12 protein-coding genes are annotated in these 11,145 nt (G+C 60.5%); 1 reads left to right on the forward strand and 11 read right to left on the reverse strand.

Translation table 11 applies throughout. The features are described from left to right. Positions 1 to 13 precede the first annotated feature (13 nt). Genes R4P64_RS22715 through R4P64_RS22725 form a run of 3 tightly spaced genes read right to left on the reverse strand, consistent with a single transcriptional unit; the run spans position 14 to position 3,712 of the window. Entirely contained in the window at positions 14 to 997 is a 984-nt protein-coding gene (locus R4P64_RS22715) for an aldo/keto reductase (RefSeq protein WP_317822816.1), read from the reverse strand. Further along, positions 990 to 2,402, reverse strand: a complete 1,413-nt coding sequence (locus R4P64_RS22720; protein WP_033231782.1) for an acyl-CoA reductase — start codon at positions 2,400 to 2,402, stop codon at positions 990 to 992. The genes R4P64_RS22715 and R4P64_RS22720 overlap by 8 nt, the downstream gene beginning before the upstream one ends. A gap of 11 nt (positions 2,403 to 2,413) precedes the next feature. Beyond that, on the reverse strand, positions 2,414 to 3,712 hold the full coding sequence (locus tag R4P64_RS22725) for a hypothetical protein (RefSeq protein ID WP_033231783.1): 1,299 nt from the start codon (positions 3,710 to 3,712) through the stop codon (positions 2,414 to 2,416). A gap of 93 nt (positions 3,713 to 3,805) precedes the next feature. Here R4P64_RS22725 and R4P64_RS22730 point away from each other — a divergent pair, with 93 nt between their 5' ends. Then, complete coding sequence (locus R4P64_RS22730) at positions 3,806 to 4,471, forward strand: TetR/AcrR family transcriptional regulator (RefSeq protein ID WP_033231872.1); 666 nt, start codon at positions 3,806 to 3,808, stop codon at positions 4,469 to 4,471. Positions 4,472 to 4,477: 6 nt separating this feature from the next. On the opposite strand, the gene R4P64_RS22735 is transcribed toward R4P64_RS22730, so the two are convergent. From R4P64_RS22735 to R4P64_RS22770, 8 genes are all read right to left on the reverse strand, one after another. Continuing rightward, complete coding sequence (locus tag R4P64_RS22735; protein ID WP_052683470.1) at positions 4,478 to 5,122, reverse strand: TetR/AcrR family transcriptional regulator; 645 nt, start codon at positions 5,120 to 5,122, stop codon at positions 4,478 to 4,480. A 17-nt stretch (positions 5,123 to 5,139) separates the two neighbouring features. Continuing rightward, on the reverse strand, positions 5,140 to 5,985 hold the full coding sequence (locus R4P64_RS22740) for an SDR family oxidoreductase (RefSeq protein ID WP_317822819.1): 846 nt from the start codon (positions 5,983 to 5,985) through the stop codon (positions 5,140 to 5,142). Further along, a complete protein-coding gene (locus R4P64_RS22745) occupies positions 5,982 to 6,464 on the reverse strand; it encodes a VOC family protein (protein WP_317541183.1) in 483 nt (160 codons plus the stop codon). Before R4P64_RS22745 ends, R4P64_RS22740 begins: the two co-directional genes overlap by 4 nt. 166 nt (positions 6,465 to 6,630) lie before the next feature. Continuing rightward, positions 6,631 to 7,434, reverse strand: coding sequence for an SDR family NAD(P)-dependent oxidoreductase (locus R4P64_RS22750; RefSeq protein ID WP_317822820.1), 804 nt, complete (start codon positions 7,432 to 7,434; stop codon positions 6,631 to 6,633). A gap of 118 nt (positions 7,435 to 7,552) precedes the next feature. After that, positions 7,553 to 8,020 carry a hypothetical protein gene (locus R4P64_RS22755; RefSeq protein ID WP_307718099.1) on the reverse strand — a complete coding sequence of 156 codons (468 nt, stop codon included), beginning with the start codon at positions 8,018 to 8,020 and terminating at the stop codon, positions 7,553 to 7,555. Between the two features lie 38 nt (positions 8,021 to 8,058). Continuing rightward, positions 8,059 to 8,664 carry a TetR/AcrR family transcriptional regulator gene (locus tag R4P64_RS22760; RefSeq protein ID WP_033231786.1) on the reverse strand — a complete coding sequence of 202 codons (606 nt, stop codon included), beginning with the start codon at positions 8,662 to 8,664 and terminating at the stop codon, positions 8,059 to 8,061. Between the two features lie 150 nt (positions 8,665 to 8,814). After that, positions 8,815 to 9,963 (reverse strand): acyl-CoA dehydrogenase family protein, encoded by a 1,149-nt coding sequence (locus tag R4P64_RS22765; protein ID WP_045064746.1) that lies wholly within the window; start codon positions 9,961 to 9,963, stop codon positions 8,815 to 8,817. A gap of 12 nt (positions 9,964 to 9,975) precedes the next feature. Further along, the gene (locus tag R4P64_RS22770) at positions 9,976 to 11,121 is read right to left on the reverse strand and encodes a thiolase family protein (protein ID WP_317822822.1); all 1,146 of its coding nucleotides are present in this window, start codon (positions 11,119 to 11,121) and stop codon (positions 9,976 to 9,978) included. Positions 11,122 to 11,145: the final 24 nt, after the last annotated feature.

The following is an 11,145-nucleotide window of genomic DNA, read 5'->3' on the forward strand; positions in this document are numbered from 1 at the left end:
GAAATTGAAGCTGCTACAACTCCTGCGGCTCCAACACCGCGCGCCGCTCGTTCAGGAAATCGTGCGGATAGCCGAGTCGCACCCGCGATGCTGCGTCGAGACGCTCCTGCTGCCCTTCGTCGAGCATCACCTGCAGAGCGCCGAGGTTGTCTCGAAGCTGTTCCACCGTGCGCGCGCCGATCGACGGCATGAGCCCCCGACGTATGACCCACGCCAAGGCAACCTGCGCGGGGCTGACTCCCAGTTCGGCTGCAATGTCTTGGGCAACGGTTCGGGCCTCCCGACCGGCAGGCGAGAGTCGTTCGGGGTCTCCCTTTCCGGCAAGTAGGCCGCGAGCCAAAGGACTCCACGCACACAGGGCTAAATCCAATTCGCTCGCCATCGGAAGAAGCTCACGGTCGGGACTTCGTGCCACCAAGGAGTATTCGACCTGCATGGCGCAGTAGGCGCTCCAACCGCGCAACTCGGCGATTGCGTTCGAGCGGGCAACCACCCAGGCCGGAGTATTCGTGATACCGATCGCCAAGACCTTGCCACTGCGGACCAGATCGTCGAGTCCGCGGAGCGTCTCCTCGGCCGGCGTCTGCCGATCCCACGCATGCACCCACAACAAGTCGATGTAGTCGGTGCCGAGGCGTCGCAGACTCTCTTCGACACTGCGACGCAAGCTTTTCCGATGATTTCCACCGGAATTGGGATCACCCGGATGTGTCGGCAGCGTGTACTTGGTACTCACGACAACATCGTCGCGCTCGGAAGGGATCAGCCGCCCGAGAATCGTCTCGCTCGCACCGTTGGTGTAATTGTTGGCTGTGTCGATGAAATTACCGCCGGCACTGCGGAACTCCTTGTAGATATCCTGACAAATGGACTCGTCGGCTCCGAAGCCCCAGTCCGTTCCGAATGTCATGGCGCCCAGACACATTTCACTGACTCGCAGTCCGGATCTGCCGAGCACTCGCAGCGGCATGCCTGCACCACTCACGGCTTCAGGCATCGTCGTCCACTACCCAGTTGACGAATCGATGCAACGGGTACATGCCGTCGTGCGGGCTGCCCATACTGCCGGTCAACGCGCTACCGAGCTTCACCACACGCTGAACTCCTGCCGTTGCCAGGCGATCTCGTACCTCGGCCTTGCGGTGTGTCGGGTAAACACCCACGGTCTGTGTTGCCACCGTCGCGAAATGCGCCGCGTCGGCCATCGATGCAATGGGGACGACGTTGACCGTCTTGTTGGTCGGGTGAAAGTCCACCGGTTCCGGTGAGCGGACAACAAGACCACTGCCGTCGTAGCTGCCCCAGATGCGGTAGTCGGGCTCGAGGAACCGCATGCCCTCGACTTCTTCGCGAATATCGCGCGGCGTCTTGGGACCAACGGCCTCGGCAAAGTCGCGGTCGACTCCCAGACGCTCACACAGCAACGCACAGAAGCGATCCACCTGCTCGATGTCACCCTCGACGGCAATGTGACGCGCCGCGAGGCAGGCGTCCTGGTTGAAGATCGTGGCATCGGACGCTGCCAGCTCCGCCACCTCACGGAGGGTCTCTTCGGACTCGAAGGCTTCGCGTCCGATGACGGACATCGAGACCTTGGGGTCGAAGGAGATCAGCTGGAAGCCAGGACCGGCGTACTTCGCGGCGTTCTCGATGGCGGGGCCACCACCCCACGCCACAAGCTTGTCGAAGTACTGGGAGCGGTAGAGCACGCTCTCGACCTTCTCGTCACCGCCGCGCCAGTACACGGCGGACATCGAGCGCAGGATCGGATGATCGGGTTCGATGTCGGACATGGTGCGCAGTACCGCCACGGTGGTGAACGGGTCGGCCGATGGCATCTTGAAGACGTTGACTGCCTTGACAAGCGCCGCGTCTGCGATCGATGTCATAGCGGCGCTCGGCGAGTTTCCGGCAAGCATGTGCACGAGGCGGGGTGGGAATGCCCGTACCCGGCTCACACGACCGTTGGGGTCGGTGCGCTCCACCCATCCGTCGAGGAGGTTGCGATCACCGAAGGTGCGGTCAAGACGGTATTCCAGCGCCTCCCGCGTCAGGAATTGTCCCGGCCGCGCAAAAGTGTTCTCGATGATTCGTCTAGGTAGCGCACTGACCTGAAGGGTCATCTCGAGGGATTCCTGCAGGTACTCGTTTGTCTCGAGCGTGAGATGCTTTGCCGTCTCGACCAGGAAGTCGATGATGTCCGTGACCGGCACGTCGAATGCCGGTCCGGGTTCGGTGCGTGGCACGAATAATCTGTTCAGTTCCAGAGCAGGCGTGACAAACGGAACCCCGAAGTCCCGCGACAGATACTCGGTGTCCTCACCCCAGACGAGCTTGCCTCGAATGAAATGAGGTACACGGATCTTGGACTTACTCGGTGCGAGTGTTGATGACGTAGTCATTGAAGTTTCTCTCAGTCCTCGAGGAATCCGCGGACGTACGCGTCCGTGGTGCCGGCACAGGTGATCTTGTCGTCGTCTGCCAGATCGGAGTAGCGGGTGATGTCTGCGTCAACCGTGGGGCCGGTTCGGCCACAGGAGCAGTCACCGAGTTCGACCGAGATCTTGTCTCCGGTGATCGTTCCGCCCCAACGTCCGTCGACGGTAGTGTCGAAGAACGCGGCGCGGCCTTCCACCTTGCCATCCGACTCGGGTGCAAGCGCTTCGCCGTTCTTGTCGAGAACGAACAGAACCAGCTCCGAAGGAACGTGGTACCGACCCGACGCGCATTTCGGCAAACGAATATTCAGCTCTTGCATCGAGTAGTAATGAAAGAACCTGCTCGGATCGATATTCAGCATTCGAAAGATCTGGTTCTGGTAATCGGCCGGCAGCGACATGCCCTTCAGCCCGCCGCCCGCAGTCATCGCGTTCTCCCCCGTGATGTCTCCCTCCTTCATTCCGAGTTCTCGCAGAATCTCGGTGAGGCGGAACAGGTTCGGGAACTGAGAATTGAAGAAGATCTTCTCGGTGCGGTGTTCGATGATCTGCTCTGCCCAATGCCGCAGACGGCGTTCGTTTTCCGCCTGGCGCGCGGCGGCTGACGCCTCATGGGTAGCTAGCTCGTCCGGTGCCGCGGTCCCGTCTGCCATTGCCTTACGCATGGCAGACAGACGCGCCATATACGCATAGTGACCGCTTGCCTCCGCGCCCGACGGCCGCTCGATTCCGTCCGGTCGGCCGTACTCCTTGTAGATGAGATCACGTAGGGCGTTGTGTCCACTCAGACCCGTTTCCGGCCCGACCGGGATAACGTGCCACGAGTTGTCGCGATGAATCCCCAAGTCCGTCAGGCAGTCCAGCATGTTCTGCATGGACACTTCGCGATCCTGTACGGACTTGTTGAGGAAGGAACTCTTCCCGCTGGTCCCACTCGAACTCGACACCAGGTGCCCGACAGCTTCGAGGGCATCGATATACCCGTCGACGTCGACGACGTCCGACACGTCCACTCCCTCGACGCGATGCGCCGAAAGCGAATCGAGCCACCGATTAAGCTGCGCCCATTGACCTTTAGCGATCAACGATTCCGGGTAGCTCTTGTACGTGGTATGCGGAAACAGCAGAGGAATCATGTCCTCACGCCGTGCGATTTCGGTGATCCCCTCGTCGTCCGCCCGCTGCTTCAGTACCGGTACCTGCTGACGCAGTTCCTGGAATCGCGCGTCGAGTCGCTCGACAATCTCATCTCGCTGTGTGGTCGTCCCTGACATTGTGCCTCCAGTCGATGTTGCCCCCCGGAATTAACTTTACCCATGGGTTTAGTTTTCTGTCTATAGCTGAGTTCGACTGGCACACTGATGTTCATGACGTCGCACAGGTCCGAACCGGGCGCAGCCGGAGCACGCCGAAGCCGCGGGGGGCGCCCCACTCTCGAGCAAGCCACCGCACTGGATCACGCCATACGTGAAGGCGCCCTCGCCATGTTCCTCGAGCATGGATACGAGGGGACGTCGATGAATGCCATCGCTGCCGCGGCCGGCACTACCAAACCGACGCTGTACACACGATTCCCCACCAAGGAAGCAGTCTTCCGCTCGGTTCTCGGCTGGGCCGTCCAACGCACGGATTGGCCTGTGCCAGAACCACCTGCACCTGATCTCGACAATCTGGAAGTCGCGTTGACCACCATCGCGAGGACGGCACTGAGCCGCGCCCTGAACCCGTCCATGATCAAACTCGAACAGATCGCGATCACCTACGCTGAGCGCTTTCCGGACATCGCTCGTCGAACTCACGGCACGGGATTCTGGCCGCGCAAACAGTTGGTCACAGATCTACTCGTGCGGCATGCCGAGGCCGGCGAGATCGTCGCCGAGGAACCGGACGTACTCGCCGAACTCTTTCTCGGCATGGCGTCCGGCGGTCCGGCCCGCCTGGCCTCGTTCGGAATTGTGCATGACCCCGCAGATCAAGAACGGCATGTTCAGTCCGCGGTAGCACTGTTTCTTCGAAGTCTCAGACCTGATTGAGATCGACTAGGCGGGCGTTATTGTGCGTAAACAGAATTCGGTGATCCGGTCGATATCCGAATCGGTAGGCTGAATCCGCTGCCAGAGGTAGTCGGAAAGCTTTCCGACTGTCGCGTGTGCCGCCAATGTGGCATCGAACTCCGGTGCTGCGCTGCCCAGTTCCGCAAGGGGACCACGCAGCAGGGTCGCCAGTGGACCGCTCGCCGACGGTGGCCCCGAAACTGCGCCGACGCCCGTCCCACCCGCATTCCAGAGCACCGCTCGGGTGGTGGCCGCCGAATCTTCGTCGGCCTGGGACAGGACACCTTCGACCCACCGCCGAATCTTCCCCTCTGGGGTGTTCTCCTTGTCCATCTGATGCGCAACATACGTTGTCAAACGCTCGGAGCCATCCTCCAAGATTGCCGAAACCAGTGCATCTTTCGACTTGAAGTGCCGATAGAAGACATCGTTGGACAGGCCCGCTTGTGCCACGATATCCGCGACGCGAGGGCGGGAGTTCGTTCCCAGTGACCTGATGACCACCAACGCGGCGTCAAGCAATCGGCGAACCTCGCTGGCATACACAGCGCCTCGATCTGCCAAGGCCCGCGCAGCAATTCGGGTTGCCAGATCTTGTGTCGGCTCGGTGGTCGAACCACTCATGTCCATCGGAAGAAGATACCCCGTCACGAACGAGCCGCACTCAGTCCGCCGCTGGTATGCACCGCGGCGCAGATTCCACCGTCGACGAGAATATCTGTTCCGTTGAGGAAGCTGGCGTCATCCGAGAGCAGGAACGACACGACTGCTGCTACTTCGTCAGCAGTACCGGTCCGGGCAAGAGGCGTCTGTGTGACCAGCGCACTCAGGTGCGCGTTGTTCTCGGCTTCTTGTCGGCCTTGAGGGGTGTCGATCAATCCGGGTGACAGCGAGCAGACGCGTGCGCCGACGGCTCCCAATCGCACGGCCTCGTGTTTCACAAAACGTTGAACACCGTATTTCGCCCATGCGTACGCGGCGCCGGTGTGTTCGATCGCGGGCCCGACCGCTTCGTAGATCTCGTCCAGAAAGTTTTCTCGCAGAGGATCTTCCAGTGCCGCAGCGGTGGTAGCGTCCGGCTCGAGCGACGCCAGTGTCGGCGCCATGGATGCAAAACACACCATTGCCGTGCCAGCCGTGGCGAGCGGGCGCAACGCTTGCGCGAGCAAGGCGGTACCCACAAGATCGACAGAAAAGATTCTGCGCCAGTCGGCCATGGTCGGCGAGATTCCGGCGACATGTGCGATCGACCGCAAGGTTCCGAGTTCACGCACTCGATCGACCAGACGAGCAAGGCCAGCAGGGTCCGTGACATCGAGAACAAACGGTTCTACGACGGCGCGGCCGGTCCCGGAAAGTTCAGCTGCTGCCGCCGCCACGGTTTCCGGATCCATGTCGACCAGCAACAAACGGTCCACCGAGTCGGTCAGACGCCGCGCGCAGGCAAAACCCATGCCACGTCCCGCGCCGGTCACAATTCCGACAGTAGTCATGACTTCGCACCAACTTCCGCTTCCCGCGCGACCGGTGTCGCCCAACACTGTTCGAGGCCGGTCTTCGCGGTTCTGCTCACGAGTTCGATCCGAAATCCCCAAGGACTACGCTGAAACGAGAAGAACGGTATGCCATCAGACCCGAGACGTGTTGCCTCGGTGACGTATCCGTGACGCGCCAGCTCTGCAGAATCTGCCGCGACGTCGTCGGACCAGTACCCGACATGATGAATGCCTTGCCCTCTACTTGCATCCCACAGAGTCGACTGCGGAACGGCGCGAATGATTTCCACGCGCGGCGCGGTCACCGAATACGCACATCGCAGATCAACTGTGGCATCGCCGCTCGGTAATGTGACGTCGATCGGGCCACCGACCTCAGGGCCCCATTCGTACCCGAACAGCGACGACAGTTCGTCCCTGGTCTGCTCGAACGTTTCGGTGACGATCCCGAGATGGAAAAGATCCTCGGCCTTCATTCCTCGATCACCTCGATCCGCGGCGCCTGTGAGACCCGTGCGCCCGAAACACCCAGAACAAGATTCTTTGGCATGAGAAGAATATTCTCACCCGGATGCGCTGAATGCAAGGAAATCTCGCGATCCCCGCAAAACAACACGCGACCAAGACATTTGCCCGTCCCGACTAGTTGGGCTGGACCGAGTTCACCTTCATACCCCGAGCCATCGCCGTCAGAGCATCTCGACGAGGAATCGACAGGAGTTGATCGAAAACCGCTTTGTGATGGTCGCTGGGAAACAGCGTCGGCCCGTTGTCGATGTTGTCCAAGGTCAGCGTCACCACCTCGTCCGGTGACATGACATTATTCATCGTGGCCGGGTCGATCCCGCTCCGCCGCAGCGCTTCGGTATCGGTGGCCCCCGGGCAAATCGTCAGTACGTCAATACCTTCCGGCGTCAGCTCACCCCACAGGCCCTCTCCCAAACTGTTCAGGAATGCCTTACTCGACGAATAGGCCGTGGAATACGGGCAACCCAACAATGCTTCGATCGAGCTGGTTACAATGATGCCGCCACGTCCACGCGCTCGTAGGCGCGGAATGAAACCACGGGTCAGCAGCATGGGCGTTGTGCAGTTCACCATCACCATGTCCGCCAGCTCTGCTGGGTCCATGGCGGAGTGTTCTCCTTTGAACCCGTAACCGGCATTACTCACAACCAGCCCGATATCGAGGCCTGATGTCGCGTCGAGAATCGACGCCGTCGCCGTAACTTCAGCAAGATCTGCAGAGCAGACAGTTACTTCGACGCCGTGCTCTGCTCGCAATCTCGAGGCCAATTCCCCCAGGAGCGATTCCCGACGCGCAACCAAGACCACATCCAGGCCCATGGCCGCCAACTGTTCGGCAAACGACTGACCGATGCCGGAGGAAGCACCAGTCACCAGCGCTACCGGGCCATATCTGCTGACAAAGTCATTACTGTTCACATGCACTGCTTTCTCACAACAATGCTCCGCCTGTTGATACACGTTCACGCGTATCAACAGCCGGAGCATGTGGCTTCTCGATCCTTCCCGCACCGGACTGTGCGCGGGAAGTAGTTCACTAACCGACTGACACGAGGTTCACTCCGTCTGCCGGACACTTGCCGAACAGACTGACCCCACGAAACATTTCGGTCGCACCGACGGGATCGGGCGAGCTGGATGCGGCCGCAAGTGCGTGGGACTTGAAAACCATTGCAGCGCGGCTTAACTGGTGCGAGCTCGGCCCGAAGTGATGAGCAAGATCGCTCGGGACCGTGTCACCCCACAACGTGACGTCGATAATGCCGCGATCGAGGGTATCGAGCAATCCTTCACGCACCATCGCATTGGACTCGAACAGATCACCCGCCAGAGCAATCGCCTGCGGGCGCGGCCCGTTGGGCGCGGCCATCACGGACTCCAAATCCAACGTGGTTGCCCCGAGAATCTGCAACGGCCGAGTGTTCTCGTGCTTTTCGACGATAACCGTGACGTCCCAGCCAGCCATTACCTGGTCGAACATCCACCCGCCTGCATGGCGCACCACGTCGGCAACGCTGGGCGCGAGGACTGCCAGACGGTACCTCAGGCTGTGCCGGCGAGCGCGAGCTGTCGAGTCAGCGATTGCGTGTAGTCCTTGAAGATTTCGGTCAGTGGAATCGAACGATCGAGCAGCCATGAGGTCTCCATTCCGTTGAGAAACGCGACAATCTCTACGGCCTTGACGGCCGGGTCAATATCATTGCGGTATTTTCCTGCGCGTTGACCGCGCAGAATACCTGCGGCAATCGTGTCGATTGCCGCACGCTGCCGAGCGAGCAGGCGACCATGCAACGGGGCTTCCGGATCCAAACTCTCGATCAGAAGCACCGAGTACATCCCGATCAAGTGAGGCGAGCGTTCGAACCGCGCACCCACTTGCTCGAGCTGTTCTATGACATCGCCAGTTCGATCAGCATGAGCATCGTCATCTGCATCCCGCGCGTCGAGCACGGCATGCAGTAACTGTTCTTTGGACTCGAAGTGGTGCAAAAGTCCAGCCGACGTCACACCGGCTTCACCGGCGATCTGCGCGAGCGTCGTACTGCGCCACCCGTTTAGTGCAAGTAGTCGCTGAGCAGCGGAAAGGATGAGCTGTTTCCGGTCTTCGCCTTTTGCTAAAAGAGTGGCATACGGGCGCTGCGCGGTCATCGAACTCCTCTGCTCAAAGCAACCTACTGAACACACAGTAGGTTGTTTTAAGCTCTGTGACAAGCGTCTCATCAAAGATGAAGTTGTGCAACAGGACACAGCTAATGTGCCGCTTTTCGGTCGCCGCGCGCGCAAAGACCCCTAAATCGCTTACAACCCGAGGGACTTCGCGATTATCACCTTCATAACCTCGCTCGTACCTGCATAAATACGTGCCACCCGGGCATCTGTGTACAGCCTCGCGATCGGATACTCCATCATGTAGCCGTAACCGCCGAAAAGCTGAAGGCATCGGTCGACCACGCGCGCTTGCATTTCGGTGCAGAACAACTTGACCCGTGCTGCATCAGCACCCGACAACTCGCCGTCGACCAGATCGAGAACCGCCCGATCGATCATCGTCTGCCCGGCCTCGATCTCCGCCGACATAGCCGCCAATTCGAACTTCGTATTCTGGAACGACGCAACCGGTGTCCCGAAAGCCTTGCGCTCCTTGACGTACTCGATAGTTGCCGTCACCGCGGCCCGAGCCTGAGCCACCGAACCGACAGCAACAGTCATCCGCTCCTGCGGAAGATTGCGACCGAGGTAGCCGAACGCGGCGCCTTCGTCGCCCAATCTGTTCGCAGCAGGCACTCGCACATTGTCGAACGACAACTCGACTGTGTCCTGAACCTTGCAGCCCATCTTGTCGAGGACACGCCCGCGGGTGAACCCGGGCATTCCATCCTCCACGACCAGCAGTGAAAGACCGGCGCGTCGATTCTCCGGATCCGTCGACGTGCGCGCGACAACGATCACGAGATCAGCGAGCAAGCCGCCGGTGATGAATGTCTTGGCACCGTTGATCACGTACTCGTCCCCGTCGCGCACCGCAGTGGTGCGTACGCCCGCAAGATCTGAACCGGTACCCGGTTCGGTCATCGCGATCGCCGAGAGAAGTGTTCCTGCCGCCAACCCGGGGAACCAACGTGATCGCTGTTCCTCGTTAGCGTAGGCAAGGAAATACGGAAGGATCACATCGAGTTGTGTGCGGACCGTGCTCAACGTGACCAGCGCGCGCGCCGACTCCTCCTGCAAGATGACGTTGTACCGATAGTCGGGCATCCCTGCTCCCCCGTACTCCTCGGGGATTGCGGTACCGAGCAGCCCCAACGAGCCGAGTTGTTCGAAAGTCGCCCGCGGCATCTGGCCGGCCTTTTCCCACGACGGGTACTCGGGGACAACGTGCTTCTCGATGAAATCGCGGGCGAGCTTACGGAATGACTCGTGATCGGGAGTGAACACTTCTCTGCGCATTTTGTATCTTCCTCACACAGCCAGTTCGACGAGCGTGGCGTTCGCGGTGCCGCCACCCTCACACATTGTTTGCAATCCGTACTGAATTCCGTTGTAGCGCATGTGATGAATCATTCGAGTCATCAGAACCGCTCCGGAACCACCGAGCGGATGTCCGAGCGCGATCGCGCCGCCGAGGGGGTTGACCAATGCCGGATCCGCACCGGTTTCCGCAAGCCACGCCAGTGGCACCGACGCGAAGGCTTCGTTGACCTCGAACACTCCGACCTCGTTCAGGTCGACTCGAGCCTTCTTCAAGACCTTGTCCGTCGCCGGAATCGGACCGGTGAGCATGAGCACCGGATCGGAACCGGTCACAGCGCCTGCGCAGTAGCGAACAATCGGCGTCAGTCCGAGCTGACGTGCCCGCTCCGGCGTCGTCACCAACAGTGCTGCGGCGCCGTCGGAAATCTGCGACGAGTTGCCCGCGTGAATGACTCCGTCATCTGCGAATGCGGGCTTCAACTTCGCGAGAGTCTCCACCGAGGTTCCGCGGCGAATACCTTCGTCAGCCGAGACGACTCCGGAATCGGTTGTCACCGAGACGATCTGGTTCTCGAAGGCGCCGTCGTCCTGGGCTGCGGCGGCGCGCTCGTGTGAAAGCGCGGAGAACTCGTCGAGATGGGTACGCGTGAGAGCCCACTTCTGTGCGATGGCCTCGGCCGACAATCCCTGATTGAACGAGAAATTGTCGTAGCGTTCGAAGACTTTGGGGCCATACGGCTGCCCGGACGCCTTGGCAGCGCCCAGCGGAACCCGACTCATGACTTCGACGCCGCCCGCGACAACAACATCCTGCTGACCGGACATGACGGCCTGCACCGCAAAATCGAGTGCCTGCTGGCTCGAACCGCACGCTCGGTTGACCGTCGTACCCGGGATGGACTCGGGCCATCCGGCTGCGAGTACCGAGTAGCGACCGATATTGCTCGACTGGTCACCGACCTGGGAGACGCAACCCCAGATCACGTCGTCGACGATCCCGGGATCAATTCCGGTGCGCTCGGCCAGGGCGGCGAGGACCACTGCGGACAAGTCCGCCGGATGTACGCTCGACAACCCGCCGTTGCGCTTCCCCACCGGAGTCCGAACTGCTTCGGCGATTACAACTTCACGCATGTCTCTCCACTCTCCGAACTGATT

The organism is Rhodococcus sp. IEGM 1366 (assembly GCF_033142425.1).
GTDB lineage: Bacteria > Actinomycetota > Actinomycetes > Mycobacteriales > Mycobacteriaceae > Rhodococcus_F > Rhodococcus_F globerula.

Coding starts and splice junctions, on each gene's coding strand:
- R4P64_RS22715 (WP_317822816.1), bottom strand. CDS start 997: ATGCCTGAAGCCGTGAGTGGTGCAGGCATGCCGCTGCGAGTGCTCGGC.
- R4P64_RS22720 (WP_033231782.1), bottom strand. CDS start 2,402: ATGACTACGTCATCAACACTCGCACCGAGTAAGTCCAAGATCCGTGTA.
- R4P64_RS22725 (WP_033231783.1), bottom strand. CDS start 3,712: ATGTCAGGGACGACCACACAGCGAGATGAGATTGTCGAGCGACTCGAC.
- R4P64_RS22730 (WP_033231872.1), top strand. CDS start 3,806: ATGACGTCGCACAGGTCCGAACCGGGCGCAGCCGGAGCACGCCGAAGC.
- R4P64_RS22735 (WP_052683470.1), bottom strand. CDS start 5,122: ATGGACATGAGTGGTTCGACCACCGAGCCGACACAAGATCTGGCAACC.
- R4P64_RS22740 (WP_317822819.1), bottom strand. CDS start 5,985: ATGACTACTGTCGGAATTGTGACCGGCGCGGGACGTGGCATGGGTTTT.
- R4P64_RS22745 (WP_317541183.1), bottom strand. CDS start 6,464: ATGAAGGCCGAGGATCTTTTCCATCTCGGGATCGTCACCGAAACGTTC.
- R4P64_RS22760 (WP_033231786.1), bottom strand. CDS start 8,664: ATGACCGCGCAGCGCCCGTATGCCACTCTTTTAGCAAAAGGCGAAGAC.
- R4P64_RS22765 (WP_045064746.1), bottom strand. CDS start 9,963: ATGCGCAGAGAAGTGTTCACTCCCGATCACGAGTCATTCCGTAAGCTC.
- R4P64_RS22770 (WP_317822822.1), bottom strand. CDS start 11,121: ATGCGTGAAGTTGTAATCGCCGAAGCAGTTCGGACTCCGGTGGGGAAG.